Genomic DNA, 22,611 nt, shown 5'->3' on the forward strand with positions numbered 1-22,611 from the left:
GCACCACGTTGCCCACTTCCATCTTCCAATAGGAAGACAGGCGGGAGCGGAGACGGTGTTTAAGCAACGCCTATAAATCCATTGCAGTGTTCTGGGCCGGAGCAAGCAACGCGGAACGGGTCGCTTCGATCAAGTAAAGAGCCACTAGAACAGCCGGCGTCCCGATAAAACTGGACCTTAACGCTGCGTCTATTCCCAGATAGCCGATGACAATTGCAACTAGCGCAAAAGGTAATGTGACTGCCGCGCTCATCCCTGGCATGTCGTACCGCCATTGCAGTAGCTGAACCGGCAAAGGCCGAAAGAAGAAGGCTATCCCCGCCCCAACTGCGACGCAGATCAGCGCCAAGACTAAGTATGCGATTGTGAAGCTCATCATCGGAATTATGATAGTATCAGAGCACCATGGAAAAACTCCACGCCCCAGATCCAGTGTCAGACCGTGCATTTGCGAGAGCCAGCTAAGCCCTAGGACACCGATCCCAAGTGCAAAATACGTCCATTTGCGCTTCGGTGTGACCAAACGAGCGCTGGTGGGATCACCAAAAGCAAAGATAAGAAGAAAAGACGTAGCAGCTGCGAGAGCTAGACTGATCCCGCCTTGCATAATGGGATAACGCATTGTTTCGAGCGCCATCATCCGTTCGCGCCACCCATAAATAACGTTGCCTTCTGCATCGCAGGCAGCGGAACGCAGAGCTATGAAGGCTTCATGATCAGTGTGGACCGGGATGGTATGACCATAAAAGAAGAGGCCCGCTCCGATCGCCAGCGCAACCGCTAGCGGCATCGTCACGAGCCTCTCGAACGCTGTGTGCATGCAGCTTAGTAAACCCGCGCCTTCGGTTCGATATAATTTGTGTCATCGGTGAGCGTGTACTCATGCACAGGACGATAATCGATCTGGATGTTTGAACCGCGACCGCCCCAGCCTTCGAACCAGGCGACGGTGTGCTTCATCCACTCACCATCATTGCGATCCGGGAAGTCCTCGTGAGCGTGCGCGCCGCGGCTTTCTTTGCGGTTGGCAGCAGACGCCATGGTGACGTTTGCTTGGCTCATGAGGTTATCAAGCTCGAGCGTTTCGATGAGATCGCTGTTCCAGATGAGCGATTGGTCGGTCACGTGGATGTCTTCCATGCGCTTGTTCTGCTCGGCGAGGATTTTGACGCCTTCGTCCATCAGTTCGCTGTCGCGGAACACGGCGCAGTGTTTCTGCATGGCCTTTTGCATGTCGCTGCGGATAGCCGCCGTTGGTGAGCCACCTTTGGCATAGCGGAAATGGTCGAGGCGAGTGAGCGAGAAGTCTGCGCTATCGGTTGGAAGCTCAGGTTGAGCAGCGCCAGCGGTCAGGTTGTCCTTAAGGTGCAGACCCGTCGCACGGCCAAAGACCACAAGATCGATCAGCGAGTTTGATCCCAGACGGTTTGCACCGTGGACCGAGACACAGGCGGCTTCGCCCACGGCATAGAGGCCCGGTACAATTTCGTCCGGATTGCCGTCTTTGCCGATGGTCACAACTTGGCCGTGATAGTTACACTGAATGCCGCCCATGTTGTAGTGGACGGTCGGCGTTACCGGCAGGGCCTCTTTGGTGAGGTCAACGCCTGCAAAAATCTTACCGCTTTCGGTAATGCCCGGAAGACGCTGAGCCAGAACGTCTGGCGCAATATGGTCTAGGTGCAGGTGGATGTGGTCGCCATCAGCGCCGACACCGCGCCCTTCGCGCATTTCAAGAGCCATGGAACGGGACACGACATCGCGCGACGCCAAGTCTTTAGCGGAAGGCGCGTAGCGCTCCATAAAGCGCTCGCCCTCGGAGTTGGTGAGGTAGCCGCCCTCACCGCGTGCGCCCTCGGTGATGAGGACGCCTGCGCCGTAAATACCGGTTGGGTGGAATTGCACGAATTCCATATCCTGCAAGGGCAAACCAGCGCGAAGCACCATGCCGCCGCCATCGCCTGTGCAAGTGTGCGCGCTAGTTGCTGTGTAGTAGCAGCGGCCATAACCGCCTGTTGCCAGCACGACGGACTGAGCGCGGAAACGGTGTATTGTGCCATCATCAAGGCACATCGCCATTACGCCAACGCACTGCTTTACGCCATCAACGTCCGCCATGATGAGGTCGAGCGCAAAGTACTCGATGAAGAAGTCTGCGTCGTACTTCAGGCTCTGTTGATAGAGCGCGTGAAGCATCGCGTGACCGGTACGGTCAGCAGCAGCACACGTGCGCTGCACCGGAGGACCATCGCCCATGTTCTGCATGTGACCGCCGAAGGGACGCTGATAGATCGTGCCGTCTTCGTTGCGCGAGAATGGGACCCCTGCGTGCTCTAGTTCGTAAACCGCCTGAGGCGCTTCACGAACTAGATATTCAATCGCGTCCTGGTCGCCCAGCCAGTCTGACCCCTTCACGGTGTCATACATGTGCCAGGTCCAGTGATCGGGCGTGTTGTTGCCGAGCGATGCCGCGATCCCGCCTTGCGCTGCAACCGTGTGGCTACGCGTCGGGAAAACCTTGGAGATGTTGGCGGTGCGCAGACCTGCTTCGGCAGCACCAGTGGTCGCGCGAAGGCCCGAGCCCCCTGCGCCTACCACGACCACATCATAGGTGTGGTCGATAATCTTATACGCGCCTTGAAGATTTGCGGTGTCGTTTGCGGGTGCAGTTGCCATCAGGCAGCTCCTGTAAGTGCGAGGCGGGCAATGCTGAACAAAGCAAATGCGCCGCCGCCAAATGCGGCAAGGTTAAGGGCGGTGAGCGTTCCGAATTTCAGACCCGCTTCGTGCACGTAGTCTTCGATCAGAACCTGAAGCCCAAGCTTCGCGTGGTAAAAAACGCTGATAATCAGCAGCATCATAGGTACGGCGGCAATCGGCTGAGAGATCCAACCGCTGACCGTTTCGTAGGAATAATCAGAGAGCAGGACGAAGCTGACGATCAGCCATGTCATCAAGATAAGATTGCCAACAGCGGTCGTGCGAGCGACCAACCAGTGATGCGCGCCCTCATGCGCTGAACCCAAACCGCGAACGCGGCCGATGGAAGTACCGTTACCCATGGATCAAGCCCCCTTCACAAACAGGAGGTAACCCCAAAGGGCAACCGTCAACAAAATGGCGATAATCGGCGATGCAATCGACCACATGCGGTTTGTATCCAGCTCATATCCAGCGCCAATATCGAGTACAAAGTGACGAAGACCGCTCATCATATGGGTGAAGAACGCCCAGGTGAGGCCCACCAGAACCACATAGCCAATCGGCGAACTCGCGGCGCTCAGAAACGTCTCATACGCCGCAGGGCCGCTCGCCAAAGCGCCCAGCCACCAGACCAGAACGCCAAGCCCGACAAGCGCCATCCCGTCGCCCGTTGCACGGTGCAAGATTGACACCAGCATATGCGGTCCCCACCGCCATATCTGTAGGTGCGGCGAAAGCGGTCTTTGGCTCATACTCGTCTCATGTAGATTGTTTATCCCCCGTCCCACTTAGCGAAGTGGGCCATGGGTGCAAGCCTAGACCGCCTCGACTTTACTTGCAATTTTCCCGATAGAGGGTTGCATGAGTTACATTCTCGTCACCGGTACAAGCCGCGGAATTGGATCAGCGGCTAAGCAAGCGCTCGAAAACCGGGGCTTCACCGTCATCGGTCACAGCACAAGGGGTGGTGCCAAAGACGGTGGGGACAATACGATCGCTGCCGATTTCGCGGACCCGCTGGCGGCACAAATGCTGTGGAATGAAGCACTTGAGATGAGCGGCGGGGACATAATCGCGGTGGTGAACAACGCCGGCCTGTTCGAACACAACTCGCTTGATTCGTCCGATATTGAATGGCTCGACCGCTGGGAAGACACGCTTAGGATCAACCTCACCGCCGCCGCTCAACTCAGCCGCTATGCCGTGCGCCACTGGCAAGGTCGCCTTGCTAGCAAAAGCGGAGAGCGCGGGCGGTTGATCCACGTTGCAAGCCGCGCTGCATACAGGGGCGATTCGCCTGCGCACTGGCATTATGCAGCAGCAAAAGGCGGCATGGTCGCGATGCATAAGACCATCGCCCGCGCCTATGCCGCAGAAGGCATTTTGAGCTATGCTATCACTCCGGGCTTTACTGACACCTCGATGGCAGGCGACTACTTGCAAAGCCGGGGCGGCGCAGGCCTTCTCGCAGACATCCCCCTTGGCCGCGTAGCTACTCCGGAAGAAATCGCCTCAATCATTGCTTACTGTACACTTGATGCCCCTGCCAGCATGACTGGCGCGGTCATTGATGCCAATGGCGCAAGCTTTGTTCGTTAAAACACGGTACTGCGCTTCGAAGAAATTTGCGGTGAAAATCAGCTGCCGGATTAAAACCTTGTTATGTATCCAGCGCTTGCTCTACGAATGTAACATTCGTTAGCTTCTATGGCGGATTGGGGAAATTTGGTGGGGTCTTGCGCAAGTTGGAAAATGATCGCGCATGCGCCGAAAAAGACGGTGCAAGCAGCACTTTTAGCGCATGATGAAATTGAAGACTGGGACTATGATCTGGTAATCTCAGGCCGAGAGATCAGCGAGGAGCGCCCGCAAGAGTGGGTTTTAGAAGGTTGGTATCCCAGCAAACCCACAGACCTTCAGAAAAAGGCCATCCAAAGCCTGTTTGATGGCGAGGCTCCTGACATCGCAGTTGAACAATTGCCCGAAACCGATTGGGTAACTGAAAGCCAACAAGGCACGCCGCCAATCGAGGCCGGCAAGTTCTATGTCCATACACCTGATTATGATCCCTCACCTGACCATATAAACTTTCAAATCCCCGCAGCGCAGGCCTTTGGCACGGGACAGCACGACACAACCGCCGGATGTCTCGAAGTGCTCACCAAAATGAAAGCCACCGGCATGCGCGCGCGCCGTATCGCTGATATTGGCACGGGCACGGGATTGCTCGGATTTGCAGCGGCGAAACTGTGGCCCATGGCGCAAATCACCGCGTCCGATATCGATCCAATTTGCGCAGACGTTGTGCACTTTAACGCAACGCTCAATTCGATTCCTGTGGGCCCCGGCCCTAGCGAAGTCACTATGGTCGTTGCTGATGGTATGGACGATCCTCTTCTGCGTCTTCGCGGGCCTTATGATATCTTGATCGCTAATATCCTCGCAGGGCCGCTTGTGGATCTCGCCACCGATTTCAGCGCCTCTGTTGCGCCTGGCGGGAGTCTGCTTTTGGCAGGGTTGCTCCATGGCGAACAGGAAAGCGCCGTGCGCCGCGCCTATCGCCGCGAGGGGTTCCGCCTTGCCGGAAGGCTAGAGCGCGGCGATTGGGCAATCTTGTGGTTTCGCCGCCGCAAGGTGATTTAAGCGTCACCTAGCTCTGCGAGCTTACGCTCAAGAAAGAGCCTCTCGGCAAGAGGAGGACCAAGCGCGATTGCTTGTCGATAGGCCTGAGCCGCATCCCTCGAACGCCCCGCTTGCGCAAATAACTGCGCGCGCGCTGCATGAAATGGCCTCGTACTTTCAAGCTTGGTATCATCGATAGCACCCAATGCTCTTAGGCCCGCTTGGGGCCCTTGCGTCTTCGACAGTGCCACAGCGCGGTTAAGCTCAGTGATTGGGCCGGGGCGCAGGAGCAAAAGCGCATCATACAGCCTGACAATCGCGTCCCAATCAGTTTGACCGCCAAAGCCCCTGCTCGCATGAGTAAGCTGGATAGCTGCCATGATCTGATAGGGCCCCGTCTTCCCGATTGTCGCTGCCTCATCCATCCACGCCCTCGCCTGCTCGATCGCGGCAAAATCCCAACCTCTCGTATCTTGCTGCGACAAAGGCACCATTGCGCCTTCGTTATCCACACGGGCACCCGAACGCGAATGCGCAAGAGCTATCAAGGCAGCGCATCCCAAAGCCTCTGGCTCGCGCGGCAAAAGCTCCGCCACAAGCGTCCCGAGGCGCGCAACCTCTTCGCCTGCATATGCACCATCGATCTGCGAGCATTCACCACCTGCATCCTGATACGCCACCGTATACGCCAATTCGAGGGTTAGAAGCACCGCGTCCAAGCGCTCAGCCCAAGCTGCGCGGGGAGGCAATTCAAACGGTATCCCGGCCTCGGTCACCTTGCGTTTGGCGCGCGTAATGCGTTGAAACATGGTGGGTTCGCTGGTGAGAAATACCCGCGCGATTTCGCTCACAGGCAGCCCGCAAATCACTTTGAGCGCAAGCGCCACCCTTGCCTCGGTCGCAATCGCGGGGTGGCAGCAGATAAAGAGCAATCGCAGACGCTCATCGGCAATCGGTTCGGGAAACGCGAGCACATCGGCGCTTGTCTCTGCGATCATTTCGGCATCCTCAATTGCGCGCGTCTCGGTCTCGCGACGGCGCAGCTGATCAACGATCCAGCGCTTGCCCACAGTAACAAGCCACGCGGCGACATTCTCAGGCGTCTGACTTAGCTTGAGGCACTTGGCCGCGCTCTCAGCAAAGGCATCTTCGGCCAAATCAAGGTCGCGGCAATGCGCGGCCAAGATGGCAACCACCTTTGGCCGTGCATCACTTATCGTGCGAGCCAGGGCGCGATCACTTTCGCTCACGCCAAATCCCCCTATTCAGGCCATTTCCTCTTCAGGAAAGACCGGGCGAATTTCGACCGCACCTTTGCCGGGAATGGGGATCATCTTGGCCCACTCAATCGCTGCATCAAGGTCGGCCGCTTCAACGATGTAAAAGCCGCCAAGCTCCTCATGCGTTTCCGCGAATGGACCATCATGCAGCGCCGGTGCCGTGCCACCCTCATATCGCAAAGTGGTCGCCATATGCGCCTCGCGAAGCCGCTCGCCCGACCATTTCACGCCCGCTTTGGTAAGCTCTTCGGCAAGCTTCATATGGCCTGCAATCGTCGTTTCCATCACGCTCGCGCCATCCGCGCCAGCATAAGCGTCTTCGCTCTCATGGATCATCAACATATATTGCATTTGACTATTCTCCGTGTGTGCCCAAGCGCATGTGCCAAGGCTCTGACAGGAAGACGAACGGGGCAAGCCGGATTCGACACGGCCGCTAAAAAAATTTGGAACGAGGCGGCCGATATTTTCATAGGCTGACAAAACAACCGAGACACAAAAGGATTTCTCATGGCTAAGACCCTTCTCATCACCGGCGCATCTTCAGGCATTGGCGCAGCGAGCGCAAAAGCAGCAGCCGAGGCCGGATGGAACGTCGCATTGTGTGCCCGCTCTGCCGACAAGCTGGACGATCTCGCGAGCGAAATTGGCGACACAGCGGTTGCGATCCCTTGCGATGTAACGAACCGTGATGAGGTGCGCGGCGCACTTGAGAAGGCCGAGAGCCATTTTGGCTCCATCGACGCTGTATTCGCGAATGCAGGCACGGGCGCAAAAAAGCCGGGGATCGAAAACGGTGACCCTGACGAATGGCACGATATGATCCACGTAAATGTCCTCGCCCCGCTGCTTTTGGCGCATGAGGCGACGCCTTTCTTGAAGAAAACAAAGGGGCATTATCTGATCACAGGCTCGAAAGCGGGCCGCGACAATTTCAAGGGCTCGGTCTATTCAGCGACCAAGCATTTCGTACACGGCTTTGGCCAGAACTTGGCCGAAGAAATGCGCGAATGGGGCGGCCGGGCAACGGTGATTGCGCCCGGTATGGTCAATACCCCGTTTTTCGATGAGCCGAAGCCCGACAAAATTCAGCCTGAAGATGTTGCGAACGCGGTGGTGTACGCGCTCTCGCAGCCCAAAACCGCAGCCGTGCGCGAGATTTACATCATGCCCAATGACTAGGAGTGTTTAAGCACGCCTTCGGCAAAGTCGAGGGCGTGCTTTGTAAAAGCGTACATGTTGGCGATGCGATCATCGCTTTCAGTTTCCAGAACGCTGTGCGCAATAAAGTCATCGGGTCCGGAAATCGCGACCACGCTAAGGCCCGATGGCGCACCGCCCGGGTGGGTTGATCCGCCCACAGAACCACTCTCAGCAAGGCCCCACTCAGCGTGCAAATTGTCCCTGATCGACCGCGCTTGAAGCTCGGCATACTCTTGGCAGGGTCCGCGAATGCCTTTGTACGCCTCGCGCGGTTGGTCAAAGAGCACGTCGCGCGCGCGGAAAGAGTAAACGACGCCGCCACCCACAAAGAAATTGAGCGCACCGGGGACTGTGAGCAAGCTCGCCATGATAAGCCCGCCCGTTGCCCCATCAGCAATCGCAATCTTCTCGCCGCGCGCACGAAGAGAAGCCGCAATGCGCGAGGCTTGCGGGTGCAGTTCGCGCAATGTGTCCATTATTCAGGCGTCAAATCTTGCCGTAGAAAGAGGTCGCGCTTTCGGTTTCTTCGCCTTCGACCTTTGTGGCCAAACGCCAGAACACGCCGAGGAAGAAGCCCATAAGCACGCCAAGTCCGGGATAGCCAGTGACAAGGCCAGCGGCCGCGCCTGCAAGAACGGTAAAGCCGATCTTGTTCATGAGGCTGTCTTTCATCCGGTCGCTTGGTTCGACCACTTGCTTTGCCAGCAAATAAAACGCGCCTGCGATGACGCCGTAGACAATGCCAAGTTCAAGGTAGCCCGTGACAGAGCCCACAACCGCGCCCCATAGCGCGCCGTGGATGAGTTCGCCCCGAAGAAAACTATTGGGAATGAGATCGTTATTCATGCGTCAATCCTTTTTACCCACCGGCCGCCTGAACAATCTCAGCCCAGCCCGCTTCGTCCAACACTTCGATCCCTAAATCTTGCGCTTTTTTCAACTTTGAACCTGCGCCAGGCCCCGCCACTAGCATATCTGTCTTGGCACTAACAGACCCTGATGCTTTTGCGCCTAGTCTCTCTGCCTGCGCCTTGGCCTCATCGCGGCTCATGGTTTCAAGTTTTCCAGTGAAAACAATGGTTTTTCCAGCCACACGGCTCTCGACAACCTCAACTTCGTAGCGCGGCGGAGAGACTTGAGAAAGCAAATCCTCCCATACGGCCACGTTATGAGGCTCGTGAAAGAAGTCGCCCAGGGCCTCCACAACGCTCGGGCCGATACCGTCAATTTCGGTCAACTCACTTGCAGCATCCTCATCACCGGAGCGCGCTTTTTGAGCGATTTCGCGAAGCGCCGGAAGCTCGTGGACATGCTTCAAAAGATCGCGCGCTGTGACCTCACCCACATGGCGAATGCCAAGGCCGAAGAGCAGGCGCGCGGCATCGGGTTCACGCTTGCTATCCACAGCGGCCAACAGGTTCTCCACAGACTTATCCTGCCACCCCTCAAGCGCGAGAATATCCTCACGGCGTTCCTTCAAGCGGAAGATATCGGCGGGGCTTTCGAGCCAGCCAAGCTCAAAGAATTGCGCGATGGTCTTGGTGCCAAACCCATCGATATCGAGCGCTTTGCGGCTGACAAAGTGTTCTAGGCGCTGTGTACGCTGAGCGGCGCAGATAAGGCCCCCGGTGCAGCGCACATCGACGTCATCGTCCTGCGCCACCGCCTCGCTATCGCAGACCGGGCAATGGTCCGGGAATTGGAAGGGCTCGCGTTCTTCATCGCGGGTGAGGTTTTCAACGACCTGCGGAATAACATCGCCAGCGCGCTGGATCACCACGCGGTCTCCAGGACGGACACCAAGGCGCTCGATCTCGTCGCGGTTGTGCAAGGTCACATTGGTGACCGTCACCCCGCCCACCAGCACCGGAGCCAAGCGTCCAACAGGGGTCAACTTACCCGTTCGCCCAACCTGAATATCGATGGCTTCGAGCGTTGTCTGAGCTTTCTCCGCGGGGAATTTATGAGCCAAGGCCCAGCGCGGCGCTTTCGCGACAAAGCCAAGACGCTGCTGATAATCGAGCCGGTCGACTTTGTAGACCACGCCGTCAATCTCATAGCCAAGGTCGGGGCGCTGACGACCAATTTCATCGTAATGCGCGATCATCGCATCAACGCTGGTCGTGCGGGTAAGGAAGGGCGAGAGTGGAAAGCCCCAGCTCTCAATCATGCGCATCATGTCGCTTTGGGTATTGCAGGGCACTTCGGAGGCCGCACCCCAGCCATAGGCCCAGAATTTGAGCGGGCGTTTTGCCGTGACGCTCGCATCTTTCTGGCGGAAAGAGCCAGCGGCGGCATTGCGAGGGTTAGCAAAGAGCTTGCCCCCCGCTTCCTCTTGCGCGGCATTGAGCGCGGCAAAATCCGCGCGCGACATATAGACCTCACCGCGCACTTCAAACACATCCGGCACGCCCTCCGGCAACTCTTGCGGAATATCGGAAATATGCCGCGCATTGGCGGTGACATCTTCGCCCACCTGTCCATCGCCGCGCGTCGCCGCTCGCACCAGTGTGCCCTTTTCGTAACGCAGCGAGCACGACAGCCCGTCGATCTTATCCTCGGCAGTGATCGCAATCTCATCATCTTCACCAAGGTTGAGATAACGCCGGACCCTCTGGGTCCACTCCGTGACTTCCTCACGGTTAAAGCCGTTATCGAGGCTCATCATGCGAACCTCGTGTGTCACCTTGCTCAAAGGCGAGGCGGCAATCTCATGCCCGACCTTCTTCGAAGGGCTGTCCTCACGGATCAGATGCGGAAAGGCCTCTTCCAGCTCGCGATTGCGGCGGACAAGTGCGTCATACTCCTGATCGGTAATCTCAGGCGCATCATCGGCGTGATAAAGCTTGTCATGGTGGGCGATTTTTCGGGCCAATCGCATAAGCTCATTGGCGGCATCGACCTCAGTGGGCATCGCATTGCTATTCATCGAAGACTCGCAGCTGCATCCTTGTTGTTGCGCCAAAACCATTGCACAAAGTGGTCAACGCAAACAGGGGATCAATGATGGGCTTGCGCAAGAAAATTGGGGTTGGCTGCCTTACGGTCATTGTCTTGCTAGTGATCGTTGCAGCGGTGGGCTGGTACTTTATGCCCGGCCCTCCTCCCATCACCACCGACGAGCCGGGCGAAGGCGGCGAGCGAATTACCCTGAACGAACGGCCCGCAAATTTCTTCCCTGGAAAAGGCGAAGGGCCAAGGCCTGCGATCCTCATGCTGGGTGGATCAGAAGGCGGGCTGAAAGAGGTTCAGAACAAAATCGCGCGCCAATTTGCCGCTGAAGGCTTCTCGGTCCTTTATCCCGGTTATTATCGGACGAGCGAAGAGACCAAAAGCTTCCACATGGTGCCCGTCGAGACGTTTGATGCAGCTTTTGCTTGGCTTCAAGTCCGCAAGGATATCGACCCATCGCGCATCGCCATCATGGGCACAAGCAAGGGCGGTGAAGCTGCCCTGCTCTTTGCTTCACGCAATCCCCAAGTCGCTGCCGTGGTCGCCAATGTGCCAAGCAATGCCGTGTGGCAGGGATTTGACTGGGAGCAGATGGATCAGTCCGCTTTCACCTCTTCATGGAGCGTGGGCGGCGAACCTGTGCCCTATCTGCCTTACGTCGATCTTGAATGGCATGAATGGTTCGAAATCAGCGGTGTTGGCGAAATGTATGCGATGAGCCTCGATCAGCTCCCAGACCATCCCGATGCCGTCATTCCGGTCGAAAACATCGCAGGCCCCATCCTGATGCTGTGCGGGGAGGAGGATTCGCTTTGGCCCTCATGCCGGATGAGCCGCGAGGCCAAGGAACGCGCGCTTGCCGCTGGCAAAACCGATGTCGAGGTCATCGCTTACGAGGACGCAGGCCACTTTATGTTCGGAAATCCGCGTGATCCGAGCGATGAGAATTTCGAGAAACTCGCAGGTATGGGTGGAACGCCGGAAGGCAACAATGCGGCGAGAAAAGCGAGCCTGCCTGCGATTGTGGCTTTCCTCAAAGAGACACTGGCTGAGGACGAATAACTTAAAACCCAACCGGATAGTGCAAGAGAAGTGCGCAATTAGTTAGGAGCGTCGGGTGCCTCTACCGGGGCAGGCAGTTCCAGCGGAACGCCGTTCTCGCTGTCACCAATCACCACACCGTCGCCGTTCACGTCGATGGAAATTTGCATGTCCTCTAGCCCGCCAAGGATCTCCTCGACGCGGGCCTCGGCCTCTGCTTCGGTGAGCGTGCCGTTTTCGTTCTCGCGGGAAAGCTCTTGCAATTGCTCCAACGCCCCGCGCCAATTTTCTCCGCCATCTGTGGGCAGTTGAATGCGATCACCCAGCTCTGCGCGAAGGTCGCGTTCTAATGAGCCGTCGGCAACTGCACCACCTATTGCAAGTCCTACGAGAATGGGCGCGAGCAATCCGATGCCTGCTGACACGAAGAAGACGCGCCTAAAGCTCATCTGAGTGAGGAAATGGAGCACAACCATCGATGCGAGCGCCAATAATGCGGCAAGGCCAACGCCTGCCAAAAGCACTACCGCGACAAAGGCTGCGACGAGCCCACCCAGAATTTCCATTACACGTCCTAACTATACGTCTTCTAGCAGCCGATCCGCTTGCGCGCGTGCCTCTGACGTAATCTGAGCGCCTGACAGCATGCGAGCGATCTCTTCCTGCCTGCCTTCTGTGTCCAACTCAATGACACCGGTCTTAGTGACTGTGCCCTTCGACGATTTGGCGATGAGGTAATGCTGCGAACCGCGTGCCGCGACTTGGGGACTGTGGGTAACGGCGAGGAGCTGACCTTCTTCATTGGCAAGGCGGGCCAGGCGTTCGCCGATGGCAGATGCAACCGCGCCGCCGACGCCCCGGTCGATCTCATCAAAGATAATGGTGGCCGCCCCGCCCTTCTCCGCCAGCGCGACTTTGAGCGCGAGGATAAAGCGGGAGAGTTCGCCGCCCGAGGCGATTTTGTTGAGCGGCGCGAAATCTGAACCGGGATTGGTGGAGATGAGGAACTCGACACCGTCCATCCCGCCTGCTCCCCAACGATCTTCAGGCAGTTGCGTTACCGAAGTTTGGAACCGAGCAGCATCCAGTTTAAGCGGCGCAAGTTCGCCTGCAACCGCTTTGTCGAGTTTCTTGGCCGCTTTGACGCGGCTGTCATGCGTTTTCTGAGCGGTCGTGAGATAGGCCTCACGCGCCTCAACCGCGCCTGCTTCAAGCGAATCCAATTGCGCCTCGCCGCCCTCAATCGCGTCCAGTTTCCCTCGCATCTCGCGCATGAGTTCGGGCAGCGCGTCCACTTCGCAGCGGTGCTTTCGGGCCAATGCGCGCAGTTCGAATAGTCGCGTTTCGGCGGCATCAAGCGCCTGCGGATCATGGACCAGCGCCATCGCCGCTGCCTCAAGCTTGTCCTCAGCCTCACCCGCCTCGATAACCGCGCGGTCAAGTGCAGCGAGTGCTTCGGTCAGCAGAGGGTGTTCTTCAGCAATCCGGTCAAGCTTGCGAGCTGCAACCCGCAAATTGGCGAGTGGGCTATCAGACCCCTCCCAAAGGTGGCGCAGCTCTTCGAGGTCGCCTGAAAGCTTCTCCCCCTTTTGCATATCGGCGCGCGCCAGAGCGAGGCGGTTCTCCTCGCCTGCTTGGGGCTCAAGCGAAGTAAGCTCTGCCAAATGCGCAATCAGCAAGTCTTCATCTGCCTTGGCCTGCTCTTGCTGCTCGCGAGCATCGGCCAATTGCGCCTCGGCCTTGGCCCATGCTTTCCAGCGGCGAGCGAGCGTATCAAGATCAACGTCCGCAAACCGATCCAGCAGCGCCATGTGCCCGCGCGGATTTACAAGGCCGCGATCATCATGCTGCCCGTGGAGCTCAACCAAAGAGGCGGCAAGCTCTCGGAGCAAGCCAACGCTCGTAGGCTGATCGTTAATAAAGGCCTTGGAGCCCCCATCGGCTTTGACCTGACGGCGGATGATGAGCGGTTCGCCGGGCTCAATCTCAATATCGGCATCGTCCAGCGCAGTTGTGATCGCAGCTGGCAGTTGCGCAAACTCAAAGCTGGCTGAAACGCTCGCCTTGGGCTCCCCTGCGCGCACCAGAGATGTCTCCGCGCGGTCGCCCAGCACGAGGCCCAGCGCATCCAGCAAGATCGACTTACCCGCCCCCGTTTCCCCGGTAAGCACGCCGAGCCCACGCCTGAAATCAAGATCAAGCGCCTCGATCAAAACGATATTGCGGATGGAAAGACGGGTGAGCATTTCCCGCAAGGCTTAACGCATTGATTGCCCGGCGTCACGTGAGCTTAGCGCGAAAACGAACAGCTTTGGTGGAAGCGTTATTCCGCAGGCCTCGTGTCGCCTGCGCGCTCTGCCTCGCGCGCGAGGATCGCCTCCATCCCGCTATCGATCCCTTGTCGATAGTCTGAAAACAATAGCGGTGCTGGCATATCCACCTCAACCGGGCCCACAGCAACGCCGAACACGATGTTGATCCAGAAACACCTCGACCAGTCCGAACAACCGTTTTCCCAATCATGATAACCGGTTGATGCGTATAGATTTATCTCAGAGTTCGGGAGGGCCATTGGCGAGCCACCCTCCGCCCAAAATTGCGTGTCATCACCCATGGGAGAGCCCACAAGCACAGCCTTTTCGCCTGCTCCATAGAGCGCGAAATAGGCCGTCACGATACCAGCAGAGAATGTGTCTCCATCGGCGAGTAGGTAAACTCGTCCATCGGGTTTCACGAGATCCCCAAGCTCTTTGGCAACAGACATCGACTGAGTGTAATCGCCCCCGGCATTGGCTCGAAGGTCAACGACGAGATAGTCGGCTGGGTTCTCGCGCAAGGCATTGGCCCGTGCATCTAACCAATCACCAACAGGTGCTTCCTCAGAGCCAATGATATTGCGCATCCGCCAATACGCGCCACCATATTCGAGTTCATCATGCCAAAGGATTGTATCGGGATCGCGCCCATACCAAGTCGCCTCAGTCATTGCAGGATCAAGGAAGCGCCATTCGTGGCCGCTCTCGGCCTCTTTGTCGGTCGGCTGACCAAGCGCAAAATCAGTTGGATAGGAGAACTTTGTCGCCTTCTCTTCAACCTCGAGTGTGCGTGTGAATCTTTCTCCATCTGCGCCAACAAGGTCGAGCGTCACACTGCTCGGCGCATCAATTAGGCCTGCTGCATGCAGTGAAGCGGGAGCCGCAAAGAAGTTCGCCGAATTCTGGCGCAAGAACGCATCATTCCCGCCAAAATATGGATCCATCTTAGGATAGACTTCCTCCGGCTTTTGCCCCTCATAGGACGCAACCTTCGCGCCGATCAGATCCGCATGCTCGGCACGTGCACGCAAAATGTGGAGACCATCGCCAAACCACATAAAGCGCACCGGCAGGCTGTTCAAACGGTCCATCGTGCGGTTCAAGCTGACGCCGGAATGCCCGTTTTCCGGTATCGCACCGGCCGCCGATACACCCATCACGAACTCCGCGTCCGTCATTGTTTCGGCCCGTGCTTCGAGATCATCAACCAGCGCGTTTAACGCCGTCAGATCTTCGGCGGAATAACTACGATCCATCTCTGGATATCTTCTGAGATAGTCGAGGTCCTGCCGCCGAGCCTCTATTGGATCATCAGTTTTGGGGTAACTTGCCTCTGGGACCTGAGGGGAAAAACGCCAAAGAAACGCGCCAAATCCAGCGGCGGGGATCAAGACGAAGAGCCCCAAAACCACAAGACCGATAAGGACATATTTCTTCATGACCTCGCCCTTCCTGAGCGTGTAAGAAAAACAGCACAGCGAACGACCGCGCGCTGCAATCAGGGGTCATGATTGAATTATGTCTCTTGTTTACAAAGGCATTCTCGACGAACGCCAATTCAGCTCAGCTCGGCGTTACATCGCTCGCATGGTCGCCGACGAGTTCGTAGGCTTTCTCATACCATTCCGTACCCGGATAGTTTGCGCCCAAAACGGCGGTGTATTTGACCGCTTCCTCACGGATACCAAGCGCCAGGCTGCTCTCGGTCAAACGATACAGCGCCTCTGGTGTGTGGCTTGTCGTTTGGTAATCATCCAGCACATTGCGGAACCGCAATTGCGCAGCGAGCCAGCGACCTGAGCGCTGGTAAAAACGCCCGATTTCCATTTCCTTGCCCGCCAAGTGGTCTGCTACCAGGTCAAGCTTAAGGCGAGCGTCTGCGGCATATTCTGTCTGCGGGAAACGGCGGTTTACTTCGCGAAGTGCGGTTTGCGCTTGCTCGGTAATCGACTGATCGCGGTTCACATCGGAGATTTGCTCGTAATAGCAAAGTGCGATGAGATAATAGGCGTATGGCGCATCCTTGTTACCCGGATGGATCGAGAGGAAGCGCTGAGCATTCTGGATTGATTTGTTATAATCGCGCGAGATGTAATAGCTAAACGCACTCATCAACTGCGCGCGCCGGGCCCATGGTGAATAGGGGTGTTGACGCTCCACCTCGTCAAACAGCGCGGCGGCCACTTGCGTATTCCCACCATCAAGCCGGCGCTGTGCCTCAGCATAAAGGGTCTCCACATCGCGTGCGACATAGGCAACGTCTTCGTTGCCAGAGCCACCACCGCAAGCTGCAAGAGTAGCGATAGAGGCACCCAAAATGGCTGTACGCATTAAAGGGCGAGCGAGGTTTTTGCGAAGCGTCCGTGTCATATCGCGCGGATATAGCCAGCCTCTTGGTGAACGCCAAGTGAAGTGTTTAAGTTTTGCGCGGCGCAAACGCCAATTGGACCCAATTGCCCCCGTCAAGGCAAACGGTTGCGCCTTAAAACCCGGGCATTTGCGGCATCGCTATCCGCTTCGATAAAGGAAACCGCGCTGCCGATATCGACATCTGATGCGTCCACTTCGCCGCGCGTTTGCGCAACAGCTGTGCGGTCTCCTGCTGAAATGATACTATAGCGCACAGCGCCTATGCGACGAAGCTGATCAACATCAATCTGGTCGCCAACGCTTACCAGCGGCCGACCATAGTTGATCTCAACCCTGTCACCTTCAACGCCAATGACTTGAACCGGCTCAATTCCAAAGGTGACTTCGCGCGCGATTTGCAGCGCAACCTCGTTCTGGATGAGGTCATAGACCGCCCCGCCCGGTTCACTCACCCGAACTCGCATGCGGTTGGTATCGAGCGTGCGAGACATCTCGATACGCTTGGTCAAAATGCCGCCATCAACGCTATCGCCTCTACGGTCACGAACGGTAAAGTTGGCTGTCACAACCGCTTTGCCCCATGATGTGCGATAGGACGCATCGCCGCGTACCGGGCGGTTGGTTGCTGGCAAGGTGCTGCTAACATCAGAGATTGTCACATCAACGATATACCCCCCTCGCCCGACGGTGATACGGCCGGTCGATGCAAGGGCAGCTTCGATTGAACTTCGAAGTGTTGCAAAGTTGCTCTGGCAATCCTTTACGACCCAACTGCGCCATGTCGTATGCGCTGCATAATACCGCCGCGCGGCCGCTGCTCCCCAATAACGGGCATATTCGCTTTCAGAGTAGGATAAACGGCTGCCCGAATAATTGCGGAAATAGGCGCAAGACTGGGTGGAATTGATAGTGCCCACCTGGACGGTGTAGCGGTCTTGAGCAAGCGCCGCCGTTCCGGTCAGAAAACCTGACGTCAACAAGGCACCGACAATTGCGACCAGGATCTTTCTAAGGTTTAGCATTCATTCCCCCCACACCAATTTACGCAAAGGCCGCCCGCAATGCACCAATCGCGGGTCGGCATGCACACCAAGTTTGCCGTTAACGCACTATCGCCGGCGGCGCTGCGCTTTCTGGAGCGCTTTGACGACGTCTTTCTCAACCGGCCTCGCGATCGAGCCAACACCCAAAGGCACGCTGAACTGTGTGACCTGAACAGCCCGAGAAAACGCACTTTGCACATCGGTGACTTGAATGGCGCCTTGTTGCTCACCATCGATCTTGATCGTGCCGGTGCCAGATGGATCGGGTATCTCAGTCGCTTCGCCATAGATCATCAGGAAGTCGCCGCGTTGAACCGCGCCCTCTCCAAAGTTCAAAATGACAGTGCCATCGCCTTGGACTGCAGCAACTTGGATCGGGAAAATCGCGGTGATCAATCCGGTTGCAATCTGGTCGGCTGATGAGCGCAACAAGAGCGAGCTATCGATTTGGCTTCCACCGCCGCACACTGTTGCAGAATCCTGCTCTTCACTGATCCGCGTTGCATAGCGCACCTCGCCCGTTTCGGTATCGGTGATACGAATATCAGCTTCCATGCGCACACGGGTTTTGTAGCAATCAGGCCGCGATGCGTTGCGGCCACTCAACATGCCGCGAAGGAGGCTTCCCCCAAAATCAGACCGATTGGTTGCTGATATGGAAGAAATTGTTCCGTAAATGAGATAATCAACACCTTCAAAACCGCCAATTTTACCCGGCCTGTTGGTGGTTGTTGTGCCGCTTAATGACAGACCTTGCTCTTCCATAAGTGTAGCGAGGCGTGCACGTTCAATAATACGAAACTTTCCGCTGCTGATTATTGCAGTTTCGATCATTGCAACAAAATTGTCAGAATTGCTGCCCCCGGAAAGGTCTTCCATCTGCGCAATACCAACAATTGGTTTGTTGTCTTGCGCATAGGCTGGAAAAGATATGCCAATACTCGCGCCAATGGAGACACAAAATGCGGCAAAGTAAGCGGCGAAAAGCCGTACAAAATTCATAGACACCCCCGATTTGCACTTCGAATCGAGCAAAGTGTAAACAGGATTTTACCTATGTACCAGAGTAATATCTTGAAGGTTTATCGGAAGGGGTCAGCCCTCAAGCTCTGCGATTTTTTGCATGACCTCCGGCACCTCGCCTGCTTCGCGCACGAACCTGCGGTAATTGTCCAAGGCAAGCCCCCTGTTGCCAAAGGCAGCTTCGATATCGCCCATTAGAACCATGAACTCAGGGTTATCCGAAAACTCGCGCTGGACCCTGTCCTTTGCCTCGCGAGCGCCTTGGATATCGCCAGTGGCAAGTTTGTAACGAGCAAGTTGCCATTGAAGGAAGGGATAATTGCCGTAATTTTGAAGCGCGATATTGAGTGTATCGCCTGCTTGTTCGACGTGTCCCAAGTCCAGATGCAAGCCCACCACATTGGTCAGTGGCAGTGCGCTCGTCGGATTGAGTTCATAGGCCTTTTGGTAATGGGCAATGGCCTGTTCCAAATCGCCTGAAAATATCGAGCGGCGACCTGAGACTAGCCTTGCTTCAAAGACGTCTGGTCCATTCAAAAGCGCTGCATCGGCGAAACGCTCGGCCTCATAAGGGAGTTGCAAATCATAGAAATGGTCAGCCGCTTGCGCATTGATATGGGCGCTGTTGGGAAACCGGTCGAGCGCCATATCCAAACGCTGTTTGAAATAGCTAAGATCGCCCAGATCACGCAGCGCCCAAAGCGCCATCCGGTGGTCTTGCTCGGTATATTCGTCGATTTCAACGCCCTCATACAGCGAGGCTGTGCGTTCAGTCGCTCCCTGCAAATTCTGAGCGTGAGCAATCGCAATACGGCGCTTTGCCCCTGTCAAAGCGCTTTCGGGCAGCTGATCGATCGCTGCCATCGCTCGGTTTCCGTCACCCATCTTGAGCATGAGTTCAAGCTGCAGTTTGCGCACTCTTTCATCGACCTCGCCCTTGGCAAGTAGGTCCGAGAGATGCGCATTGGCGATCCTCAGCTGCCCCGCATCGAAAGCAGCTTGCGCGTCCTCGTAAGTCGAAGACGTGCTGAGCATCTCGCAAGCCCCCAGCGATAGAGCACAGGCGGCCGCAAACATGATGGAAAATGGTTTAGAACGATGCTGCATCACACCCAGCGCTTTAGCCCAAAGTGCCCTAAAGTTTTGCTAAAATCAGGATCCTCAAGAGTGCGCGGATCAATGCACCGGGCAAAGCGCGCATTTTCCTACTCGGCCCAAATATGATTGACCTTGCGCGCATGACCCGCCGAGCAGACCCCCGAACCAAGCGCCTTGCCGTCTCCAAGGCACACCTTCCCACCTTCGCGCCCGTCCCCCGACAGTGCGAGCGCCACGACGGCTGGACCCCGCAGCGCCAACGCGCCTTTATCGAGGCGCTCGCAGACACAGGCTCGGTCGCGGGCGCCTGCAAGCGTGTCGATATGAGCACCGTTGGCGCCTATCAATTGCGCCGCCAGGAAGGCGCTGAGGAGTTTGGCAAGGCGTGGGAAATGGCGCTCCAGCTTGGCGTTCAGCAATTGGAGGACGTTGCCATGGACCGCGCATTGAACGGCGTCGATGTGCCCGTCTATTCCTATGGCGAGCTGATCGGCACACGCAAAAGCTATAACGACCGGCTCCTCATGTTCATGCTCAGAAACCGCGCGCCAGAGCGTTTCGGCGCCTCCACTTCTGGGAGCGGCGGAGGCCTAAAGGGCCTTAACGCGGTGGGCAAAATGGAAAAACGCCGCCTCAAAAAGAAATGGCGCGAGCGGTTTCGCGCCGAGTGGGAGGCCGAACTCGAAGCCTCACGCTCGCACACATCGGTCCAAGCCATCCGCGACAGCATCGATGCAAAGGTGAACGCGATCCGCGCACAAGTCGATCAGGAACGCGCAAAGGAATGGGAGCAATTCTCCGAGAAAACTCGCAAGGCATGGAAGGCATTTGAGCGGTTGCGTGATGCCGACTTTGAACGCTTGGAGGCCGATGAGGCGTTCCGCCGGCGGCACGAACAAGGACCGCGCGAGACGGTGAACTGCGAGCCCTATGATTGGAGGAAGAAGCCCGAGCCAAGGGTGAGGAAGACTGTGCATGGGCTTAAGGATGATGGGTGGGGAAACACTGACTGATGACCTTGCCAATCCGCCTTTCAAGGAGCACCAAACTAACCAAAGGAAAAGTCATGGATGAACTAAAAATTGAAATCCAGAATTGCTATGGAATTCAGCTCCTTAGCTATGATTTTGATTTCACAAAGGACCGACAGTTTGCGATCTATGCGCCGAACGGCGCGATGAAAAGCTCACTAGCTCGTTGTTTTCAAGACGTCGAGAAAGGCAAACCCTCAGGTGATCGTATCTTTCCCGAGAAGAGAATCGGTTCGCACCATGCTGTCTGATGACAACGAACTAGCGCAAGAAAACGTATTTGTTGTCGAGCCCTATAATGAAGCATTCAAATCTGAAAGGGTGTCGACCCTCTTGGTAAACCAAGCTCTCCGCCGGGAATACGATGATGTACGGCGTCAAATCGATGCAGAGAAAGAGGGCCTAATCAAAGAGCTCGGCACTGACGCTGGTTTAAGGCCAGCCTCAAAGGCCGAGGAGATCTTAAGCGAAGATGTGTCTCAGGATCCGAAGCAATTCTTCCGATCGTTGCTGAGGCTTCGCGACGAGGTCGCGGAGAAGCCATTCGCACATCTGGCAAGTCTGAAATATAACAAGGTGTTCACCCCGAAGGCTCAAGAGGTTTTGTCCTCACCTGATTTTCAAGAGCAAATTCAACGGTATATGGAAGTATATGACAAGCTTACTAGCGACTCATTCTTCTTCAAGAGAGGAGTTTTCAACCACAACAACGCGTCAGATGTCGCAAGCAGCCTGAAGAAGAATGGGTTCTTTGAAGCCGAGCATTCTGTCTATGTGAACAACAAAGACGTGCGGGAAGAGATTAAGACCGAAGCTGATCTCGTCAAATACATTGAGATCGAGAAGCAGTCGATCATCGGCAATCCAGATCTGCAGACCGCGTTTGAAAATATTGACAAGATCCTGACCAAGAATGCTGATCTCCGAGCATTTCGTGATTATATTTCGGAGAATGACGAGATAATTCCTGAACTTTTTCGCCCGGAACGATTGAAACAGCGTTTTTGGATCGCTTATCTTTCAGCGCACGAAGAACGCTTCAATACCGCTCTAGAAACCTATCAAAATGGCAAAGAGAAACTGGATAAGATCATCGAGGCCGCTCGTGAAGAAGCTACGCGTTGGTCACAGGTACTCGCTGAGTTTAACGAGAGGTTTTCGGTGCCCTTTATTGTGACGATGGAGAACCAGGAGGATGTAATCCTTCGACGTGACGCGCCCAGCATAAACTTCCGGTTCAAGGATCGTGATGGAACCGAGAAGGCAGTTTCCGAGGGAGACCTCATTCGTAGTTTAAGCACCGGCGAGAAACGGGCACTCTACATCCTGAATGTGATTTTCGAGGTTATGGCGCGTCTTGACGCCAAAACTGAAACTTTGTTCGTACTCGACGATATCGCTGACTCTTTTGACTACAAGAACAAGTATGCCATCGTGGAGTACCTTCGCGATATCGCTGAGACTGAGTTCTTTTACCAAATTGTCCTCACTCACAACTACGATTTTTACCGGACATTCTCCGGACGAGTTGGGTTGAGTAGGCAACATAAGCTACATGCCATCAAAAATGGAGAGGGCGTCACGCTCAAACAAGAGAAGTATCAGAACAACCCTTTCAAGCATTGGCGCGAACAGATCCCGTTGGATCAGAATTACGACTTCCTGTTAGCGTCAATCCCGCTTTTTCGCAACCTTGCCGAGTATGCTGGAGATGAGGACAGCGAGATTCTGCTCACTCAGTTTTTGCATATTCAATCAGGAACGGCGGCATTGACGATTGGTGATCTCAAATCGATCATTGAGGGCGTCGCGAAGTTTCCCGGTTCCCTGAATCTTTCGCGGGAGAGCGAGATCCTATCTGGAAGTCCTTTTCTCCCAAGCTGAGGCCGCCAAGGAGCTTAACGAAGAGGCGATCGAGCTAGAATCAAAG

General features: G+C 56.1%; 23 protein-coding genes. 7 read left to right on the forward strand and 16 right to left on the reverse strand.

Going from position 1 to position 22,611, the window contains the following annotated elements; all coding sequences use genetic code 11:
* Positions 1-70 precede the first annotated feature (70 nt).
* Genes AC0V61_RS16245 through sdhC form a run of 4 tightly spaced genes read right to left on the reverse strand, consistent with a single transcriptional unit; the run spans position 71 to position 3,455 of the window.
* Entirely contained in the window at positions 71-796 is a 726-nt protein-coding gene (locus AC0V61_RS16245) for a hypothetical protein (RefSeq protein WP_486159260.1), read from the reverse strand.
* Positions 797-825: 29 nt separating this feature from the next.
* A complete protein-coding gene (gene sdhA, locus AC0V61_RS16250) occupies positions 826-2,676 on the reverse strand; it encodes a succinate dehydrogenase flavoprotein subunit (RefSeq protein WP_486159262.1) in 1,851 nt (616 codons plus the stop codon).
* On the reverse strand, positions 2,676-3,062 hold the full coding sequence (gene sdhD / locus AC0V61_RS16255) for a succinate dehydrogenase, hydrophobic membrane anchor protein (RefSeq protein WP_486159264.1): 387 nt from the start codon (positions 3,060-3,062) through the stop codon (positions 2,676-2,678). The genes sdhA and sdhD overlap by 1 nt, the downstream gene beginning before the upstream one ends.
* A 3-nt stretch (positions 3,063-3,065) precedes the next feature.
* A complete protein-coding gene (gene sdhC, locus AC0V61_RS16260) occupies positions 3,066-3,455 on the reverse strand; it encodes a succinate dehydrogenase, cytochrome b556 subunit (RefSeq protein WP_486159266.1) in 390 nt (129 codons plus the stop codon).
* A 109-nt stretch (positions 3,456-3,564) separates the two neighbouring features.
* Here sdhC and AC0V61_RS16265 point away from each other — a divergent pair, with 109 nt between their 5' ends.
* Both AC0V61_RS16265 and AC0V61_RS16270 read left to right on the forward strand, forming a co-directional pair.
* Positions 3,565-4,302: an SDR family NAD(P)-dependent oxidoreductase gene (locus tag AC0V61_RS16265; RefSeq protein WP_486159268.1), complete on the forward strand. Its 738-nt coding sequence runs from the start codon at positions 3,565-3,567 to the stop codon at positions 4,300-4,302.
* A gap of 153 nt (positions 4,303-4,455) precedes the next feature.
* Complete coding sequence (locus tag AC0V61_RS16270; protein WP_486159270.1) at positions 4,456-5,346, forward strand: 50S ribosomal protein L11 methyltransferase; 891 nt, start codon at positions 4,456-4,458, stop codon at positions 5,344-5,346.
* Here AC0V61_RS16270 and AC0V61_RS16275 read toward each other — a convergent pair.
* On the reverse strand, positions 5,343-6,575 hold the full coding sequence (locus AC0V61_RS16275; RefSeq protein ID WP_486159272.1) for an RNA polymerase sigma factor: 1,233 nt from the start codon (positions 6,573-6,575) through the stop codon (positions 5,343-5,345). The genes AC0V61_RS16270 and AC0V61_RS16275 overlap by 4 nt on opposite strands.
* Before the next feature lie 15 nt (positions 6,576-6,590).
* The gene (locus AC0V61_RS16280; RefSeq protein ID WP_486159274.1) at positions 6,591-6,956 is read right to left on the reverse strand and encodes a YciI family protein; all 366 of its coding nucleotides are present in this window, start codon (positions 6,954-6,956) and stop codon (positions 6,591-6,593) included.
* 159 nt (positions 6,957-7,115) lie between these two features.
* Here AC0V61_RS16280 and AC0V61_RS16285 point away from each other — a divergent pair, with 159 nt between their 5' ends.
* The gene (locus tag AC0V61_RS16285; protein ID WP_486159276.1) at positions 7,116-7,787 is read left to right on the forward strand and encodes an SDR family oxidoreductase; all 672 of its coding nucleotides are present in this window, start codon (positions 7,116-7,118) and stop codon (positions 7,785-7,787) included.
* On the opposite strand, the gene AC0V61_RS16290 is transcribed toward AC0V61_RS16285, so the two are convergent.
* The 3 genes from AC0V61_RS16290 to ligA are packed head-to-tail and all read right to left on the reverse strand — an operon-like array spanning position 7,784 to position 10,737.
* Entirely contained in the window at positions 7,784-8,284 is a 501-nt protein-coding gene (locus AC0V61_RS16290; protein ID WP_486159278.1) for a CinA family protein, read from the reverse strand. The genes AC0V61_RS16285 and AC0V61_RS16290 overlap by 4 nt on opposite strands.
* Before the next feature lie 10 nt (positions 8,285-8,294).
* Positions 8,295-8,654 (reverse strand): hypothetical protein, encoded by a 360-nt coding sequence (locus tag AC0V61_RS16295; RefSeq protein ID WP_486159280.1) that lies wholly within the window; start codon positions 8,652-8,654, stop codon positions 8,295-8,297.
* Positions 8,655-8,667: 13 nt separating this feature from the next.
* Entirely contained in the window at positions 8,668-10,737 is a 2,070-nt protein-coding gene (gene ligA, locus AC0V61_RS16300) for an NAD-dependent DNA ligase LigA (protein ID WP_486159282.1), read from the reverse strand.
* A gap of 74 nt (positions 10,738-10,811) precedes the next feature.
* Here ligA and AC0V61_RS16305 point away from each other — a divergent pair, with 74 nt between their 5' ends.
* Positions 10,812-11,822 carry an alpha/beta hydrolase gene (locus AC0V61_RS16305; protein ID WP_486159284.1) on the forward strand — a complete coding sequence of 337 codons (1,011 nt, stop codon included), beginning with the start codon at positions 10,812-10,814 and terminating at the stop codon, positions 11,820-11,822.
* 38 nt (positions 11,823-11,860) lie between these two features.
* Here AC0V61_RS16305 and AC0V61_RS16310 read toward each other — a convergent pair whose 3' ends face one another.
* From AC0V61_RS16310 to AC0V61_RS16340, 7 genes are all read right to left on the reverse strand, one after another.
* Positions 11,861-12,367, reverse strand: coding sequence for a hypothetical protein (locus tag AC0V61_RS16310; RefSeq protein WP_486159286.1), 507 nt, complete (start codon positions 12,365-12,367; stop codon positions 11,861-11,863).
* Between the two features lie 12 nt (positions 12,368-12,379).
* The gene (gene recN, locus AC0V61_RS16315; protein ID WP_486159288.1) at positions 12,380-14,047 is read right to left on the reverse strand and encodes a DNA repair protein RecN; all 1,668 of its coding nucleotides are present in this window, start codon (positions 14,045-14,047) and stop codon (positions 12,380-12,382) included.
* Positions 14,048-14,124: 77 nt separating this feature from the next.
* Positions 14,125-15,555 (reverse strand): hypothetical protein, encoded by a 1,431-nt coding sequence (locus tag AC0V61_RS16320; protein WP_486159290.1) that lies wholly within the window; start codon positions 15,553-15,555, stop codon positions 14,125-14,127.
* Positions 15,556-15,679: 124 nt separating this feature from the next.
* Entirely contained in the window at positions 15,680-16,447 is a 768-nt protein-coding gene (locus tag AC0V61_RS16325; RefSeq protein ID WP_486159292.1) for an outer membrane protein assembly factor BamD, read from the reverse strand.
* Positions 16,448-16,578: 131 nt separating this feature from the next.
* Positions 16,579-17,508 carry a hypothetical protein gene (locus tag AC0V61_RS16330; RefSeq protein WP_486159294.1) on the reverse strand — a complete coding sequence of 310 codons (930 nt, stop codon included), beginning with the start codon at positions 17,506-17,508 and terminating at the stop codon, positions 16,579-16,581.
* A gap of 87 nt (positions 17,509-17,595) precedes the next feature.
* Positions 17,596-18,531, reverse strand: a complete 936-nt coding sequence (locus tag AC0V61_RS16335) for a CsgG/HfaB family protein (protein ID WP_486159296.1) — start codon at positions 18,529-18,531, stop codon at positions 17,596-17,598.
* Positions 18,532-18,624: 93 nt separating this feature from the next.
* Positions 18,625-19,659 (reverse strand): hypothetical protein, encoded by a 1,035-nt coding sequence (locus AC0V61_RS16340; protein ID WP_486159298.1) that lies wholly within the window; start codon positions 19,657-19,659, stop codon positions 18,625-18,627.
* 131 nt (positions 19,660-19,790) lie between these two features.
* Here AC0V61_RS16340 and AC0V61_RS16345 point away from each other — a divergent pair, with 131 nt between their 5' ends.
* From AC0V61_RS16345 to AC0V61_RS16355, 3 genes are read left to right on the forward strand one after another with little or no spacing between them, the layout of a single operon-like run.
* Positions 19,791-20,663, forward strand: coding sequence for a hypothetical protein (locus AC0V61_RS16345; RefSeq protein WP_486159300.1), 873 nt, complete (start codon positions 19,791-19,793; stop codon positions 20,661-20,663).
* A 53-nt stretch (positions 20,664-20,716) separates the two neighbouring features.
* Complete coding sequence (locus AC0V61_RS16350; RefSeq protein WP_486159302.1) at positions 20,717-20,932, forward strand: hypothetical protein; 216 nt, start codon at positions 20,717-20,719, stop codon at positions 20,930-20,932.
* Entirely contained in the window at positions 20,922-22,565 is a 1,644-nt protein-coding gene (locus tag AC0V61_RS16355; protein ID WP_486159304.1) for a hypothetical protein, read from the forward strand. The genes AC0V61_RS16350 and AC0V61_RS16355 overlap by 11 nt, the downstream gene beginning before the upstream one ends.
* Positions 22,566-22,611: the final 46 nt, after the last annotated feature.

The organism is Erythrobacter sp. JB1-4 (assembly GCF_057365025.1).